The 14,790-nt window shown below is 63.5% G+C and carries 17 protein-coding genes; 9 read left to right on the top strand and 8 right to left on the bottom strand.

Annotated elements, in window-relative coordinates; all coding sequences use genetic code 11:
• Positions 1–41: 41 nt before the first annotated feature.
• Entirely contained in the window at positions 42–1,151 is a 1,110-nt protein-coding gene (locus tag O7A60_RS00555; RefSeq protein WP_027142806.1) for a TRAP transporter substrate-binding protein, read from the bottom strand.
• A 263-nt stretch (positions 1,152–1,414) separates the two neighbouring features.
• Here O7A60_RS00555 and O7A60_RS00560 point away from each other — a divergent pair, with 263 nt between their 5' ends.
• Complete coding sequence (locus tag O7A60_RS00560; protein WP_140506725.1) at positions 1,415–2,188, top strand: gamma-glutamyl-gamma-aminobutyrate hydrolase family protein; 774 nt, start codon at positions 1,415–1,417, stop codon at positions 2,186–2,188.
• Here O7A60_RS00560 and O7A60_RS00565 read toward each other — a convergent pair whose 3' ends face one another.
• From O7A60_RS00565 to O7A60_RS00580, 4 genes are all read right to left on the bottom strand, one after another.
• Positions 2,189–2,581: a hypothetical protein gene (locus O7A60_RS00565; RefSeq protein WP_337104541.1), complete on the bottom strand. Its 393-nt coding sequence runs from the start codon at positions 2,579–2,581 to the stop codon at positions 2,189–2,191.
• An 85-nt stretch (positions 2,582–2,666) separates the two neighbouring features.
• The gene (locus tag O7A60_RS00570; protein WP_337104542.1) at positions 2,667–3,650 is read right to left on the bottom strand and encodes a 2-hydroxyacid dehydrogenase; all 984 of its coding nucleotides are present in this window, start codon (positions 3,648–3,650) and stop codon (positions 2,667–2,669) included.
• Positions 3,647–4,669 carry a LacI family DNA-binding transcriptional regulator gene (locus tag O7A60_RS00575; protein WP_337104875.1) on the bottom strand — a complete coding sequence of 341 codons (1,023 nt, stop codon included), beginning with the start codon at positions 4,667–4,669 and terminating at the stop codon, positions 3,647–3,649. Before O7A60_RS00575 ends, O7A60_RS00570 begins: the two co-directional genes overlap by 4 nt.
• Before the next feature lie 65 nt (positions 4,670–4,734).
• Positions 4,735–5,619: a DMT family transporter gene (locus O7A60_RS00580; protein ID WP_032935110.1), complete on the bottom strand. Its 885-nt coding sequence runs from the start codon at positions 5,617–5,619 to the stop codon at positions 4,735–4,737.
• A gap of 265 nt (positions 5,620–5,884) precedes the next feature.
• Between O7A60_RS00580 and O7A60_RS00585 the strand changes: the two genes are divergently transcribed.
• Positions 5,885–6,106 carry a hypothetical protein gene (locus tag O7A60_RS00585; RefSeq protein WP_337104543.1) on the top strand — a complete coding sequence of 74 codons (222 nt, stop codon included), beginning with the start codon at positions 5,885–5,887 and terminating at the stop codon, positions 6,104–6,106.
• A 15-nt stretch (positions 6,107–6,121) separates the two neighbouring features.
• Here the strand turns inward: O7A60_RS00585 and O7A60_RS00590 are convergent, their stop codons facing one another.
• The gene (locus tag O7A60_RS00590; RefSeq protein WP_337104544.1) at positions 6,122–6,529 is read right to left on the bottom strand and encodes a DUF2000 family protein; all 408 of its coding nucleotides are present in this window, start codon (positions 6,527–6,529) and stop codon (positions 6,122–6,124) included.
• Positions 6,530–6,582: 53 nt separating this feature from the next.
• Between O7A60_RS00590 and O7A60_RS00595 the strand changes: the two genes are divergently transcribed.
• The gene (locus O7A60_RS00595) at positions 6,583–7,452 is read left to right on the top strand and encodes an AraC family transcriptional regulator (RefSeq protein WP_337104545.1); all 870 of its coding nucleotides are present in this window, start codon (positions 6,583–6,585) and stop codon (positions 7,450–7,452) included.
• A gap of 12 nt (positions 7,453–7,464) precedes the next feature.
• Here the strand turns inward: O7A60_RS00595 and O7A60_RS00600 are convergent, their stop codons facing one another.
• Positions 7,465–7,935 (bottom strand): MarR family winged helix-turn-helix transcriptional regulator, encoded by a 471-nt coding sequence (locus tag O7A60_RS00600; protein ID WP_337104547.1) that lies wholly within the window; start codon positions 7,933–7,935, stop codon positions 7,465–7,467.
• A 421-nt stretch (positions 7,936–8,356) separates the two neighbouring features.
• Between O7A60_RS00600 and O7A60_RS00605 the strand changes: the two genes are divergently transcribed.
• From O7A60_RS00605 to O7A60_RS00620, 4 genes are all read left to right on the top strand, one after another.
• Positions 8,357–9,388, top strand: coding sequence for a CobW family GTP-binding protein (locus O7A60_RS00605; RefSeq protein ID WP_337104548.1), 1,032 nt, complete (start codon positions 8,357–8,359; stop codon positions 9,386–9,388).
• Positions 9,389–9,468: 80 nt separating this feature from the next.
• Entirely contained in the window at positions 9,469–9,747 is a 279-nt protein-coding gene (locus O7A60_RS00610) for a type II toxin-antitoxin system TacA family antitoxin (RefSeq protein ID WP_027142795.1), read from the top strand.
• Positions 9,744–10,271 (top strand): GNAT family N-acetyltransferase, encoded by a 528-nt coding sequence (locus tag O7A60_RS00615; RefSeq protein ID WP_337104549.1) that lies wholly within the window; start codon positions 9,744–9,746, stop codon positions 10,269–10,271. Before O7A60_RS00610 ends, O7A60_RS00615 begins: the two co-directional genes overlap by 4 nt.
• A gap of 94 nt (positions 10,272–10,365) precedes the next feature.
• Entirely contained in the window at positions 10,366–11,340 is a 975-nt protein-coding gene (locus O7A60_RS00620; RefSeq protein WP_140506748.1) for a WD40 repeat domain-containing protein, read from the top strand.
• Between the two features lie 15 nt (positions 11,341–11,355).
• Here the strand turns inward: O7A60_RS00620 and O7A60_RS00625 are convergent, their stop codons facing one another.
• Positions 11,356–11,808: a hypothetical protein gene (locus O7A60_RS00625; protein WP_337104550.1), complete on the bottom strand. Its 453-nt coding sequence runs from the start codon at positions 11,806–11,808 to the stop codon at positions 11,356–11,358.
• A 153-nt stretch (positions 11,809–11,961) separates the two neighbouring features.
• On the opposite strand from O7A60_RS00625, the gene O7A60_RS00630 reads away from it, so the two are divergent.
• Together O7A60_RS00630 and O7A60_RS00635 are read left to right on the top strand one after the other, a co-directional pair.
• On the top strand, positions 11,962–13,338 hold the full coding sequence (locus tag O7A60_RS00630) for an aspartate aminotransferase family protein (protein ID WP_337104551.1): 1,377 nt from the start codon (positions 11,962–11,964) through the stop codon (positions 13,336–13,338).
• Between the two features lie 32 nt (positions 13,339–13,370).
• On the top strand, positions 13,371–14,756 hold the full coding sequence (locus O7A60_RS00635) for a glutamine synthetase family protein (protein WP_337104552.1): 1,386 nt from the start codon (positions 13,371–13,373) through the stop codon (positions 14,754–14,756).
• Positions 14,757–14,790: the final 34 nt, after the last annotated feature.

A 14,790-nucleotide genomic window follows, 5' to 3' on the forward strand; every position in this document is an offset into this window, starting at 1 on the left:
AGAAGAGCCCCGGGGCTTTCGAACAAACAAAGTGCGATCGCCTACAGCTTGCCGTTGCGCTGCTGGACCATCATGAAGGTGTCGTAGTTGTATTCGGCCACCTGCGCCCAGAGATAGTGCTCCTTGCGGAAGCCCTTGATCGATTCCCAGATCTTCTTGAACGGCGCGTTCGAGGCTTCCATTTCGGCATAGACCTCGTTGGCCTTCTCGAAGCACGCGGCCATGATCTCCTGGCTGAACGGACGCAGTTTCGCCCCGCCGGCCACCAGCCGCTTCACCGCCGGAGGGTTCACGTAGTCGTATTTCTGCAGCATGTTGGCATCGGCGGCCTGGGCGCACGTGCGCAGCAGCGATTTGTAGGTCGGCGAAAGCTCGTCGTATTTCGCCTTGTTGAACATCAGGTGGACGGTCGGGCCGCCCTCCCACCAGCCCGGATAGTAGTAATAGGGGGCGACCTTGTAGAAGCCGAGCTTCTCGTCGTCATAGGGGCCGACCCATTCAGCGGCGTCGATGGTGCCCTTTTCCAGCGCCGGATAGATGTCGCCGCCGGCGATCTGCTGCGGCACGACGCCGAGCTTCTGCACCACTTTGCCGGCAAAGCCGCCGATGCGCATCTTGAGGCCGGAGAGGTCGGCGACGGTGTTGATCTCCTTGCGGAACCAGCCACCCATCTGCACGCCGGTGTTGCCGCCCGGCAGGCCGAACAGACCTTGCGTGGCGAGGAACTCATTGAACAGGTCGATGCCGCCGCCGTGGTAGTGCCACGCATTCATGCCGCGCGCGTTGAGCGAGAAGGGCACCGCCGCACCCAGCGCCCATGTCGGATCCTTGCCCCAGTAATAATATGCCACCGTGTGGCAGGCCTCGACCGTGCCGGCAGTGGTGGCGTCGGCGGCCTGCAGGCCGGGAACGAGTTCGCCGGCGGCAAAGACCTGGATCTGGAAATTGCCGTCGGTGGCTTCAGACAGCATCTTGGAGAACACTTCGGCCCCGCCATAGATGGTGTCGAGCGACTTCGGGAAGGAGGACGCCAGCCGCCATGTCACCTTGGGATTGGACTGGGCTATTGCCGGTGCGGCGAGCGTGGCCGCTGCCGCGGCTGCGCCGACGCCGGTGACGCCGGCCTTGCGGATGAATGAACGACGATCCATGCAGTTCCTCCCTTTTGGATCAACAGACCGACGTTCGGGAAATCCTCGGCACCCGCATCGGTTCGCACGAAACAATACACGGGCAAGGAGTCGAGTCCAGCACCGCGGCCGGATTTGGTGGCGAAGCCGTGCGACCCTGCAACTATAGTCTAACAGGCGGTTTCCTGGCCCATGCGACACGCTGAAACTTGGCTGGAAAAATGCCCGAGGATCGCTTATTTTAAAGGCAGGACATCCCTTGCCAGATGGAAAACAGACCCAAAATGCAGCAGCCGCTCGTCGCCATATCGACCGACGTCCGTCAATTCGACAACTACACCTGGCATGCCGCGCCTCAACAATATCTGGAAGCAGCAATCGTAGGTGCCGGCGTTTTCCCCCTGCTGGTGCCCTCGTTCGGCGACCGGCTGGACTTCGACGAACTCCTGTCGTCGGTCGACGGCGTCATGCTGACCGGCTCGAAATCCAATGTCGATCCCTCGCTCTATGGCGGTGATGCCAGCGAAGCCAATGGCCCCTATGACACCGCGCGCGACTCCACGACGCTGCCGCTGATCCGCAAGGCGATCGAGCGCGGCGTGCCGCTGCTTGCCATCTGCCGCGGCATCCAGGAGTTGAACGTTGCGCTTGGCGGCACGCTGGGCACCGAGATCCAGGAGCGCGAGGGGTCGCTGGACCACCGCGCGGCGGTGAGCGACAAACAGGATGAGCGCTTCGCCATTCACCAGACCATTTCGATCAAGCCAGGCAGTTGCCTCGCCGGCGTGTTCGGCGCGGGCGACATCAAGGTCAATTCCTTGCATCGCCAGGCGATCGACCGGTTGGGCTCGAAGCTCGAGATCGAGGCTGTCGCCGCTGACGGCACGGTCGAAGCGGTTTCGGTCAAGGGCGCGCGCGCCTTCGCCGTCGGCGTCCAATGGCATCCCGAATACTGGGTCAAATCGGACAGCAATTCCGCCAAGATTTTTCGGGCTTTCGGTGATGCGGTGCGTTTGCACGCGGCGGCGAAAGCCGGCGCACGGGCCGCGGCTGAGTAGTCAGTCTCCGCGCTTCACGTCCGATGCCAGCAACGGCAGCGCCGGGGCGTAGGATTCGTAGCCGTTGCCGTCAGCCACGGCGAAGGTGACGATCGGATCGATGCCGTTGGCGCTGAAGGCGACCGTTCCGTCGTTTTGCTCGCGCCAGAATTTCGCCTGATCGAGGCCCGGCAGGAGCCGTCGGCAATTCGGAGCCACGGTCAACAGCGACAAGCCATCCGAGACCGAGGCGCCGCGCGTGACCGCGCAGGCCCCCTCGTCGCCATTGGCGACCAGCCTGTAGGTGCTGGACGGCGTGGCCTCTTCGCCGACGCTTTCAACACCGCCGGCATGAAACAGCTGAACGCCGCCGAACAAGGCAGAGGCCCCGATCAATGTGGAAAGCGTCTTCATCCTGATCTTCACCCACGCGTACACAGGATGAAGAATGATTTCAAAGGGTTAAGCAGACGTTAATAAATATGGCGAAGCCGGGCGCTCAGCTGTGCGCCCGCACATGCGCCGTCTCGGGCACCGGTGTCAGCGGTCGGCGCTCGCTAAACCACGACATCAGATTGTCGACGCACAGATCGGCCATGGCGCGGCGCGTATGCTCCGAAGCCGAGCCGACATGCGGCAACAGAGAGGTGTTTGGCAAGTCGAGCAACGCCTTGGGGACATTCGGCTCGTCGGCGAAGACATCGAGCCCGGCTGCGGCGATGGTGCCGCCGGCGAGAGCGGCCGCCAGGGCCGCCTCGTCGACGGTGCTGCCGCGGCCGATGTTGACGAAGACGCCGTTCGCGCCGAGCGCCGACAGGATCTCGGCATTGACCGCTTTCTGTGTCGAAGCACCGCCGGGCGCCACCGAAATCAGCGTGTCGACCGCCTCGGCCAAGCCCTTCAGCGTCGCGTGATACTGGTAGGCAAGACCTTCGACACGACGCCGATTGTGATAGGCGACCGGCAGTCCGAACGCCTCCAGCCGCCGTGCAATGGCCTGGCCGATGCGGCCCATGCCGAAAATGCCGACACGGCGCGCGCGCAAGGTCAGCCGGCTCAGCGGATAGTTGCCCTTGCGCACCCAGCTGCCGTCACGCAGCCAGGTCTCGGCGCGCGGCAGGCCGCGGATTGTGTTGATCAGCAGGCCGATCGCGGTGTCGGCGACCTCCTCGGTCAGGACGTCGGGCGTGTTGGTGACCATGATGTTCTTCGCCGCCGCATGGTGGACGTCGACCGAATCATAGCCGACGCCGAAGGAGGCGATGAGTTCGAGATTGGGCAACGCATCCATCATCGCCGCACTGATGCCGGCAAAGGATGCGATGCCACGCACGGTGCGGCGCATCTCCTCGGTGACCAGCGCCGGATCGGCGCGCTCGATGCCGACGCGCCTGAAGGTCCGTTCGATACGCCCGACGGCGTGATCGCTGAAATCCGCCGGCACCAAAATGGCAACGGCTTGCAGATCCTTGGCCCTGGTCATGCACGCTCCACCGGCTTGCCGGTCGACTGGCGCACATGCAGTTCCGGCTTGATCAATTCCTGCGAGGGCCGCACCGTCTGCCCGTTGAGCTTGTCGAGCAGCGCGCTGGCGGCGCGGCGACCGACCTCGCGCTGCCCGTTCCAGACGGTGGTCAGCGCCGGCGTGGCGATCGCCGCCTCCTCGAGATCGTCATAGCCGGTAACGGAGATGTCGATGCCCGGCACCAGGCCGGCGCGCGCTATGCCGTTCATCAGGCCGATGGCGACGAGGTCGTTCCAGCAGCAGGCGGCGGTCGGTCTGTCCTTCAGCGCCAGGAACTGCCCGGCCGCTTCGAAGCCGGCTTGCTTGGTGCGCGGGCCGGCGATGCGCCAGGACGATCTGACTTCAAGCCCCGCCGCCTCCATGGCGTTGACATAGCCCTGGTAGCGATCACGCCCGGTCGAGGTCTGGTCGGTGCCGCCAATCATGGCGATGCGCTTGTGGCCGAGCGAGATCAGGTGGTTGGTGGCGAGGCCCGTGCCATAGGCATCGTCACCGCGAAACACCGGCACGTCGGCGCCCTCCACGGTGCGTGCGATCAGCACCGCCGGCAAGCCGTTCTCCTCGGCCATGACGATATCTGATGCGGGCGTGCCGATGGCCGGCGACATGATGACGCCGTCGGCGCCGAGCTGCAGCAGCGTATCGATGAAGGTGCGCTGCTTTTCGAGCTGATCATAATGATTGGACAGGATGAAGGTTTGCCGGCTGCGGTCGAGCTCGCTCTCGATCGAGCGCAGTATCTCGGCGAAGAACGGGTTCATGATGTCGTGCACGACGACACCGACAATGCCCGAGCGCGAGGTGCGCAGACTGGCGGCGCGGCGGTTGTAGATATAGCCGATGGCGCGGGCGTGTTCCTTGATGCGGTCGCGCGTCGAGCCGGCGACCAGCGGACTGTCGCGCAGCGCCAGCGAAACCGTGGCCGTGGACACGCCGAGCGCATCCGCGATCGTCGACAGCTTGATCTTCTGTGCCAGGCTTTCGCTCCCCGTCGTTTTTTAAACTGTTTAAGGGCGGCCTTATGCCATCGATCGGAGCCAAATCAAAGTTTTTTTGCCAGCGCTTCGGCCTCGACATCCGAGGCCGCGCGGCTGCGGAGCCTGAGCCGGTGTTCGCGATGGACGATGTAGAGGCCGCTGGCGACGATGATGGCGGCGCCGACCAGCGTCCAGCGGTCGGGGAACTGCTTGAAGACAAGCCAGCCGGAAATGATCATCCACACCATCTGCGAATAGGGATAGGGCGCCAGCGCCGTGGTCGTCGCCAGCCGATAGGCCTGCACCAGCAGCCAATGGCCGACGCCACCGAACACACCAAGCATGAGCAGGATGAACCAGTGCCAGCCATCGTGCGGCAAGGAGAAGGAGAACGGCAGCATGGGTAAAAGCAGCACCGCCGGCGCCAGCGCCGAGAACAGGATCAGGCTTTCCGACGTTTCGGTCGCCGACATGCGGCGCGTCATGATGACATAGAAGCAGTTCGACAGCATCGAGCCGAGCGCGAAGAGATGTCCGACGCCGAAAACACCGACACCCGGCCTCGTGATGATCAAGACCCCGGCGAAAGCGGCCAGGATCGCCAGCCAACGCCGCCAGCCGGCCCATTCGCCCAGCAGCGGGCCGGCAAGCGCGGTGATCACCATCGGCCCGAAGAAATAGATCGATGTCGTCTCGGCCAGTTGCAGGGAGCGCAGCGCCAGGACGTTGAACATGGTCGAGCCGAACAGGAAGGCGCCGCGTATCACATGCGCGGGCAAGTTGACCGGGCGAAACCGCACCGGCTCGCGCCAGCCGCGCAGCAGCGCCCCGACCAGCACGACATGCACGGCAAAGCGCACCCAGGCGACGATCAGGACGGAGACGCCTGCAAGGACGAGATATTTGCTGCTGGTGTCGAGGAAGGTGAAGAAGACATAGGTCGTCAGCATGCACAGGATCGCCACCGGCGGCGTCGCGCTTTCTGCATCTCTTTGGGAAGGATTCACGTGCAGGCCGGGGGAAAAGCTGGGCTGGAGCCCACCTTTGCGGGAATTGTCGCTTGCCGGCAAGCCAAAAACGTCTGGCACAACAAGACGCCTGGACAGGCTTAGCCTCGTCCGGCATGTCACGGCCCAAACCGCCACCAGCTCAGGTCAAGTCTGAGTACAGGCTCCATGGTCTTTTTTTGTTGATCGACGTCGAAAGCATGCCGACTTGACGACATGCACCTTTCCGCGGCCGGATCTGGTTGGCACCGCCGCAGGACTGGCCGCCGCAATGAGGATCGGCGGCGGGGCACTCATCGCCTTCATCGCCGGCCTGTTTCTTGCAGATTCAGCTCCCGCGCTTTTGTCCATGATGCTGGTGTCGGCGGCATTCGCATTGCTGGCGGCACTGTATGCCGCTCTTCTCGATCGGCGGCAGCCAGTCGATTGAGTTTGTGAGTTGCCTCTATGCATGCATGCGGGCACCCTTGGTGATCTTGTCGACGACCTTCTTCCCTGCGCGCAGCGCGATGCCGACCACCTTGGCGTCTTCGGGCGCGAATTCGGCAAAGACGGCGCGATTGGCGGCGTCGAAGCCGGTCGAAAACATCTCCTCGACATAGAGCGAGGTGGTGACGCCGCGTTCCAGCGCACGCCGGTGGATCGCACCAAGCGCCGCATGGTCGGCCGAGAGCACGATGACCGGCTGGATCGATAGGGGATTGTAGAGATTGTCGGCGCGGTCGCGATAGGGCTCGCCGATGATGTCGGGGAATTGCGCGACGACGCCGCTGGTCAGGAAGGCGGTGACGTTGAGTTTCTGCCAGACGGGCAGGTCTTCCCGCAGTACGATTGCAAATTTCGTATCAAACATGAGAAAATGCGCCATTCGAGGTTAGGCCCCGTATTGCGAGGCTGAAGGAGACGATGTCGTTCGAACTAGACCGCCAGGCCTTCGAGGGTCTTGGACGTTTGTGCGCCGATGCCGCTGAAAGCTGCATCATCTCCGCTCCCGACCCTGCGGGGATGGAGCGCATCGAGGCGCGGTTTCACGGCAGCGCCTTCGATCCGCATCGCCACGACACCTATGCGATCGGGGTGACGCTGCGCGGCGTGCAGACCTTTCGCTATCGTGGTGCCGCGCAGCACAGCTTGCCCGGCCAGGTCATCGTGCTGCATCCGGACGAATTGCACGATGGCGGCGCGGGCACCGAGGAAGGCCTGCGCTACAGAATGCTCTATCTCGAGCCGTCACTGATGCTCGACTGTCTCGGCGGCACAGCGTTGCCGTTCGTCAGCGACGGCGTGGTGAGCGACGATGCCTTTTGCGCGACGCTGCTTTCGGCGCTTGGGCCATTGGAGCGGGAACTCGATGAGCTGTTCATCGACGACTTCCTGGCTCAACTGATGCAAAGCCTCGCCCGGCATGCCGGTCAGCCGGCAAAGGCACTAGCCGGGACGGCGTGGCGGGCGGCGACCCTGGCGCGTGAATATCTCACGGAAAATCTCGACCGGCCCGTGCGTTCGGACGAGTTGGAAGCCATCACGGGTCTCGACCGCTATGCCCTGTCGAGACATTTCCGCGCGGCCTTCTCGACCAGTCCGCATCGTTTCCTGGTGATGCGCCGGCTTCAGAGCGCGCGCAGGATGATCGCCGCCGGCGAGCCCTTGGCACAGATCGCGGTCGAGGCCGGCTTCAGCGACCAGAGCCATTTCAACAGGCAATTCAAGAAAGCGTTCGGCATGACACCGGGACGCTGGTCGTCCTTGATCCACGGAGCTGCCGCGGCGGCTTGATAGCCGAAGAGATCATTCGTCCGCCTCGGCGTCGTCGTCGATCAGCACCAGTTCCTCGTTGGAGAGGTTGGCCTCGATACGGGCGAGCAGCTTGAACAGCGCCTTCTGGTCTTTCTTGTCGAGGCCCTTCAGCGCCTGCTTTTCGGTCTTCTTCACCGACTTCTCGATGGCGCGGATGGTTTCACGGCCGGTATCGGTGAGGAAGATATGGGCCTGGCGGGCATCGGATTCCGATGCGCGTTTTTCCAGAAAGCCCTGCGCCTGCAGCCGGTTGATGGTCTTGGTGATGGTCGGCGGACGCACGCCGAGACGCCCGGCAAGATTGCTCGGTGTCTGGCCGTCCTCGCGGTCCAGCGACAGCATGATCTGATCCTGGCCGGCGTAGAAGCCGTGCGCCAGAAGCCGTGCCGCCAGCGCGGTCCTTGCCAGCCTTGCCGCCGAATGCAGCCGGCTCATCGTTGCAGTCTTGTCCGCCTTGGCCATGGTCATCCCTCTTCGGCCGTACCGGTGCGCACAGCATAGACGCAGCCGGCCGGTTGGCAATCGACGATCGAAAAAGATTCCGGCATCCGAAACAGCTTTGCCGGCAAGCATTTGCGGTGTCCGCCGTGGTGATGCCAGATGTTTATTTCAGTTAGATGACAAACGAGTTTCGCGTGCAGGAAATTCGGACCAACCGCTGCGTGAATGCGGTCCGACACCCGGCAGGCCGGGCAAGGCGACCCCCTGATCATTCCATCGCGCGGCGGCGACCGCTTTTCGCGGCCACGATGTCAGAACGAATCCCAGCGGTAAAATTTGGCCCATGGTTTGCCCCGTGCAAAAGCCCGGCGCACATCCTATATGGAACCGACAATCCCTTTCGCGGCCTGGATTTCAGGGCCCAGTCATTTCGAGGCAAGCCATGAGTGACGCACAGACGCAGATCCCCGTAACCGTTCTTACCGGCTATCTCGGCGCCGGCAAGACGACGCTGCTCAACCGCATCCTGTCGGAGACCCACGGCAAGCGCTACGCCGTCATCGTCAACGAATTCGGCGAGATCGGCATCGACAACGAGTTGATCGTGGAATCCGACGAGGAAATCTACGAGATGAACAATGGCTGCGTCTGCTGCACGGTGCGCGGGGACCTGATCCGCGTCGTCGAGGGCCTGATGCGCCGGCCCGGCCGCTTCGACGCCATCGTCGTCGAGACCACCGGGCTCGCCGATCCGGTGCCGGTGGCGCAGACCTTCTTCATGGACGACGACGTGCGCTCCAAGACCAAGCTCGATGCCGTGGTGGCGCTGGTCGACGCCAAGCATTTGCCGCTGCGGCTCAAGGATTCCAAGGAAGCCGAGGACCAGATCGCCTTCGCCGACGTCGTGGTGCTCAACAAGACCGACCTTGTGACCCCGGAAGAGCTCGCCAAGGTCGAGGCGACGATCCGCGCCATCAATCCGGCGGCCAGGATCCATCGTACGACCCGCGCCGGTGTCGACCTGTCGGAAGTGCTCGACCGCGGCGCCTTCGACCTGTCCCGGGCATTGGAAAACGATCCGCATTTCCTCGAGGCGCATGACGACCATGACCACGACCATCATCACCACGATGGGCACGACCACCACCATCACGCACATCCTTCCGACATCCATGACGTGACGGTGCAGTCGGTGTCGCTGCGCGGCGGCGAGATGGACCCGAAGAAATTCTTCCCTTGGATCGAGAAGATCACCCAGATGGAAGGCCCCAACATCCTGCGACTGAAAGGCATCATCGCGCTCAGGGGCGATGATGAGCGCTATGTCGTCCAGGGCGTGCACATGATCATCGAAGGCGACCACCAGCGCGCCTGGAAGGACGGCGAGAAGCACGAAAGCCGGCTGGTGTTCATCGGCCGCGAACTCGACGCCGAGCGGCTGAGGAAGAGCTTCGAGGCCTGCCAAGCCTCGTAGGGCTGTATTGAAGGGCTCTCGAGATTGACTATGGGTCCATGTACACATATCATGTGTACATGGACCCGAGGAGATTTCCGATGCCCAGGTCGGCCGACAACAAAACCGAGCGCTATCAAATCCGCATCGCGCCTGCGCAGAAGGCGATGATCGCGCGCGCCGCCGCGCTATCTCATCAGGACGTCACCGACTTCATTCTCAACAAGGTGGTTCCGGAAGCACAGGCCGTAATCGAAGCAGCCGAGGTTGCGAAAGTGTCCGACCGCGATTTCACACGGATACTCGATCTGCTGGAGAACCCGCCGAAACCCAATGCCAAGCTCCGAGCAGCGATCGCAGCCTTGCCGGATACTCTGTGACGCTTCCCGCCTGGCATGAGGAGCCGATTGCGAAACGCCATGATCGGGCCTCGTTCGATTGCGGCGATGCGCAGATGAACGATTTTCTGCGGCGGTTCGCGCGGCAAAGCCACGAACAAAATGCCGCCAAGACTTTCTGTGCGATCGACGATACTGCTTTGGAGCGGATCTTTGGCTTCTATACGGTCGCGCCGTCAGCCATTGCTCATGAAGCCGTGCCGGAGACGATGACGAGAGGCTTGGCGCGGCACGAGGTTTCCGGCTTCAAGCTTGCCCGGCTGGCGACCGACCGCAGCGTCGCCAGGCAAGGGCTCGGAGGTCAACTGCTTGCCGCCGCCGCGTTGCGCTGCTTGCGACTTGCTGGCGAAGGCGGCGGCATCCTGCTCATCATCGATGCCAAGAGCGAGCGGGCCGCAAGATGGTATGCCAGCTACGGGGCCGAGCGTCTCGATGGATCGGATCTGACCTTGGTGATGCCATTGGCGACGTTCGCAACCGATCTGCGGGCGAAGGGCCTGCTTTGATGACAGCCTCTCGCCATCTGATCTGCCGGTTGCCGGAACCGCAAACGTCGAGTAAGCCGCCTCTGTAATCTCATTCAGTTGAACAAAGACAATCATGCCCACAGTCGCCCCGCTTGATCTCGAAGGCCATTGCGTTACCGCCGTCTTCCTTGGCGATGTGCCGCATTTCGCGCTGGCCGATGGCGCTATCCATCGGCTCGACAATGGCCACAAGACTGTGCAGGCCAATGATGGGCTGCTCGCGGCCTTTCATGACGCGGCCAACGACCGGCTGATCACCGGCGGTGAGGACGGCAAGGTGTTTGCCGTCAAAGCCGGCGGTGAGACCCAGGAGGTGGCGAGCGCCGGCAAGAAATGGATCACCAGCGTTGCCGCCGGGCCGCAAGGGGCCATTGCCTATGCCACGGGCAAGACCGCCTTCGTGCGCTTCGCCGATGGCAAGACCCGGGAATTTGCCCATCCGCGCTCGGTCGAGGGGCTGGCGTTCTCGCCCAAGGGCATGCGCTTCGGCGTTGCCCGCTACAATGGCGCGACGCTGCATTTCCCGGCCGCCGAAGGCAAGCCGGTGGAACTCGAATGGGCGGGCGCCCACACCGGCATCACCTTCTCGCCGGATGGCGCCTTTCTGGTTACCACCATGCAGGAAAACGCCCTGCATGGCTGGAAACTCGCCGACGGCAAGCACATGCGCATGAGCGGCTATCCCGGCAAGGTTAAAAGCCTGTCGTGGAGCGTGAAAGGCAAGTGGCTGGCCAGTTCCGGCGCGCCGGCGGCGATCGTCTGGCCGTTTTCGGCCAAGGACGGGCCGATGGGCAAGGCGCCGCTGGAACTCGGCACGCGCGGCAACGCCATGGTGACGGCGGTCGCTTGCCACCCGAGCCAGGATGTCGTCGCCGTCGGCTATGACGACGGCATGGTCATGGCGGTGCGCTTTTCCGACGCCAAGGAAGTGCTTTTGCGGCGCCCGGGCAAAGGCGCCATCACCGCGATGATGTGGGACAAGGAAGAACGCCGCGTCGCCTTCGGCAGTGCCGCCGGCGACTGCGGCGTCATCGACATCACTGCGTAGTTTCGAAACAGCGGATTACTCGGCGCCGCAGGAAATCTTGCCGGTCAGATCGACCGGCTTGCCATCGCTGTCCTTGTCGCCCGTGCTGTCATAGACGGCGAGTTTGTAATCTCCATCATAGACGCCCTCGTCGCTGGCCCTGGTCAGGATCGTCAGTTCGACCGAACCGTAGGTCTGGGCCACCTCCTGCTCGTGGTAGATGTTCAGCCGCAGCTCCTTGTTGTCGAGCCCGTATTGGGTGAGGTTGGAGTTCTCGAAAGTGGTCCTGCGCAGCTGATCGCCGGCGGGCCTTGCCTTGATTTCGAGGTCGCCGCGAAAATTGAAGGTCGGGCCGCCCATGCCGGTGGTGACGCCGGCATCGACCTGGAATTTCACCTGTGGATCATCGACGGAGCACCAGATGCCGCCGGTCGCACAGGCCGTACCGGCCGACAGGAACAGTGCCGTCACGCCGATGATCGTCCGCATTTCCCTTGCCCCCTATTGCCGTTCCCATTGGCGCCGACTTCGCGCAGAGCGTCAAGCGCCGCCAGCTAGGGCTGAGCCAATGCAGAACGGCCGCGCGGCCAATTGCCGTTGCGGAGGTGGATTGGCTAAGAGGAACGTGCCAGAGGGGTTTTCATGCACAGCGACAATTCAAAAACCATCGGCGGCATCAGCCGCGACCGCATCGCGCAATTGCGCGAGACGGAAGGTGCCGTATTCCGCAAGGCGCGGCCGAAATCGCAGGCCAAGGTCGGCAACGGCTTGCCCGGCTTCTTCGGCGGCGTGCCGATGCACTGGATGAACGACTGGCCGACGCCGTTTCCGATCCTGGTCGACAGTGCCCGCGGCGCCACGATCACCGACATTGACGGCAACAAGCTCGACGATTTCTGCCTCGGCGACACCGGTTCGATGTTCGGCCATTCGCCGCCGCCGGTGGCACGCGCCATTCGCCGCCAGGCTGGGCGCGGCCTGACCTACATGCTGCCTTCGGAAGACGCGCTCGCCATCGGGCCGCTGCTGCAGCAGCGCTTCGGCCTGCGGTTCTGGCAGATCGCGACGACGGCGACCGACGCCAACCGGTTCGCGCTACGCGTCGCCCGCGCCATCACTGGGAGAGAAAAAATCCTGGTCTTCAACGGCTGCTATCACGGCTCGGTGGACGAGACGATGGTGCGGCTGATCGACGGCAAGCCAATCAACCGGCCCGGACTGGCGGGCGAATTCCGCGACCTGACCCGAACTGCCAAGGTCATCGAATTCAACGATGTCGCCGCTCTCGAGGCGGCGCTGAAGGCCAGGGATGTCGCTTGCGTCATCGCCGAGCCGGTGCTGACCAATTCCTGCATGGTGCTTGCCGATGCCGGCTACCATGAGGCGTTGCGAAAGTTGACGCGCGAAGCGGGCACGCTGCTTTTGATCGACGAGACGCACACGATCTCGACCGGCCCGGGCGGCTACACCAGGAAATATGGGCTGGAGCCGGACTTGTTCGTGCTGGGCAAGCCGATTGCCGGCGGCGTGCCGGCGAGCGTCTGGGGTATGAGCGAGGAGGTCGCGTCGCGCTATGCCGACTACAACAGGACGAAAGAGCCTGGCTATTCCGGCATGGGCACGACACTGTCGGCCAACCCGCTGCAGTTCGCGGCGATGCGCGCCACACTCGAGGAGGTGATGACGCAGGAGAATTACGACCGCATGGATCATCTGGCGCGGCGGCTCGATGCCGGGCTGACCGGCGTGATCGATCGCTATCGTCTGCCCTGGCATGTCTCCCGTGTCGGGGCCCGCGTCGAGTTCATCTGCGCGCCCGGCCCGCTGCGCAATGGCGCCGAGGCCGAGGGTGCACATGCACCGGAACTGGAGGCCGCCATCCATGTCGCGCTGGTCAATCGCGGCGTGCTGATCGCACCCTTCCACAACATGATGCTGATCTCGCCGGCAACGTCAGGCGCCCAGGTCAACCGGCTGATCACCGCTTTTGGCTCGGTTGCGGCAAAGCTTGCGGCATGAGACAAGCCACCAAGCCAAACCCGAGTTCCATCATGACTTCACCTTCGGGCTCGACGCCCACCGAGGCGCAAGCCTTCCTCGACGCCCATCCCGAGGTCGAGGCCTTCGATATCGTGCTGACCGACGCCAACGGCGTCGGGCGCGGCAAGATCGTGCGCCGGCATGAGCTGAAAAGCATTTTCGAAGGCGGCCGGCATATGCCGATCTCGATCCTCGGCCTCGACATCACCGGCGAGGATGTGCACGAAACCGGGCTGATCTGGGACAGCGGCGACGGCGATCTCAGGGCCTGGCCGATTCCGGGCACGCTGGTGCCGCTTTACGGCACGAACCCGCCCCGCGGCCAGGTGCTGATGGCGATGCACCATCTCGACGGCCAGCCAATGTCGTCGGACCCGCGGCTGGCGCTTGCCCGGCAGGTCGACGTACTGGCGGCTAAGGGCCTCCATCCGGCTGGCGCCTTCGAGCTGGAGTTTTTTCTGCTGGCCAATGAGCGCGATGCCGAGGGCAAGGTGCAGCCGGCGCGCGCGGTGCTCGATGGCCGCGTCTCGGGCAAGACGGAAGTCTATTCCGTCGACCATCTGCACGGCATGGAGCCGTTGTTCTCCGACATCTACGCCGCCGCCAAGGCGCAAGGCATTCCGGCCGAAACGGTGATCTCGGAATATGCGCCTGGCCAGTACGAATTGACGCTGAACTACCGCAAGGACGTGATCCGGGCGGCGGACGATCTGGTCATGCTGAAGCGGCTGGTGCGGGCGCAGGCGCGCCGCCACGGCGTCACCGCCTGCTTCATGGCCAAGCCGATCGAGAAATATGCCGGCTCCGGCATGCATTTCCATGTCTCGCTGCAGGACAAGGACGGCCGAAACGTCTTTTCGGAAGCGGCCGGCGAGAACTGGTCGTTGCCGCTGCTGCGTGGCCTCGGCGGGCTGATCCAGACCATGGCGGAATCGATGCTGGTGTTTGCGCCGCACGCCAATTCCTGGCGCCGCTTCGTCTCGCAATCCTATGCACCGGTCGCGCCGACCTGGGGCGTCAACAACCGCTCGGTGGCGTTGCGCGTGCCGGCGGGCGACGCAAAGAACCGGCGCATCGAACATCGACCGTCAGGCGTCGACGCCAACCCCTATCTGATTGCGGCGACGGTGCTCGCCGGCATCGTCAAAGGCCTCGATGAAGGGCTTGATCCAGGCCCCGAAACGACCGGCAATGGCTATGAGGCGTCCGTCACCCGTACAACGATGCCGGCCGATTGGCGCGCCGCCATCGAAGCAGCCAAGGCGTCCAGCTTCCTGAAAGGCGCGCTCGGCGAGGACCTGCACCGCACCTTCGTGGCGATCAAGCAGTCCGAATACCTGCGCGTGGCGCGCACGGTCAGCGAACTGGACTATCATCTCTACCTGCACGAAGTCTGATGGCTGGGTGACCCGGCGACGATCACTTTTTCGC

This window comes from Mesorhizobium salmacidum (SeqCode), assembly GCF_037179605.1.
In the GTDB taxonomy this organism is placed as follows: Bacteria; Pseudomonadota; Alphaproteobacteria; order Rhizobiales; family Rhizobiaceae; genus Mesorhizobium; species Mesorhizobium salmacidum.

Excerpts from the sequence above, each read along its gene's own strand:
- O7A60_RS00555 (WP_027142806.1), bottom strand. The coding sequence starts at position 1,151 with ATGGATCGTCGTTCATTCATCCGCAAGGCCGGCGTCACCGGCGTCGGC.
- O7A60_RS00560 (WP_140506725.1), top strand. The coding sequence starts at position 1,415 with ATGCAGCAGCCGCTCGTCGCCATATCGACCGACGTCCGTCAATTCGAC.
- O7A60_RS00565 (WP_337104541.1), bottom strand. The coding sequence starts at position 2,581 with ATGAAGACGCTTTCCACATTGATCGGGGCCTCTGCCTTGTTCGGCGGC.
- O7A60_RS00570 (WP_337104542.1), bottom strand. The coding sequence starts at position 3,650 with ATGACCAGGGCCAAGGATCTGCAAGCCGTTGCCATTTTGGTGCCGGCG.
- O7A60_RS00580 (WP_032935110.1), bottom strand. The coding sequence starts at position 5,619 with ATGCTGACGACCTATGTCTTCTTCACCTTCCTCGACACCAGCAGCAAA.
- O7A60_RS00590 (WP_337104544.1), bottom strand. The coding sequence starts at position 6,529 with ATGTTTGATACGAAATTTGCAATCGTACTGCGGGAAGACCTGCCCGTC.
- O7A60_RS00595 (WP_337104545.1), top strand. The coding sequence starts at position 6,583 with ATGTCGTTCGAACTAGACCGCCAGGCCTTCGAGGGTCTTGGACGTTTG.
- O7A60_RS00600 (WP_337104547.1), bottom strand. The coding sequence starts at position 7,935 with ATGGCCAAGGCGGACAAGACTGCAACGATGAGCCGGCTGCATTCGGCG.
- O7A60_RS00605 (WP_337104548.1), top strand. The coding sequence starts at position 8,357 with ATGAGTGACGCACAGACGCAGATCCCCGTAACCGTTCTTACCGGCTAT.
- O7A60_RS00610 (WP_027142795.1), top strand. The coding sequence starts at position 9,469 with ATGCCCAGGTCGGCCGACAACAAAACCGAGCGCTATCAAATCCGCATC.
- O7A60_RS00620 (WP_140506748.1), top strand. The coding sequence starts at position 10,366 with ATGCCCACAGTCGCCCCGCTTGATCTCGAAGGCCATTGCGTTACCGCC.
- O7A60_RS00625 (WP_337104550.1), bottom strand. The coding sequence starts at position 11,808 with ATGCGGACGATCATCGGCGTGACGGCACTGTTCCTGTCGGCCGGTACG.
- O7A60_RS00630 (WP_337104551.1), top strand. The coding sequence starts at position 11,962 with ATGCACAGCGACAATTCAAAAACCATCGGCGGCATCAGCCGCGACCGC.
- O7A60_RS00635 (WP_337104552.1), top strand. The coding sequence starts at position 13,371 with ATGACTTCACCTTCGGGCTCGACGCCCACCGAGGCGCAAGCCTTCCTC.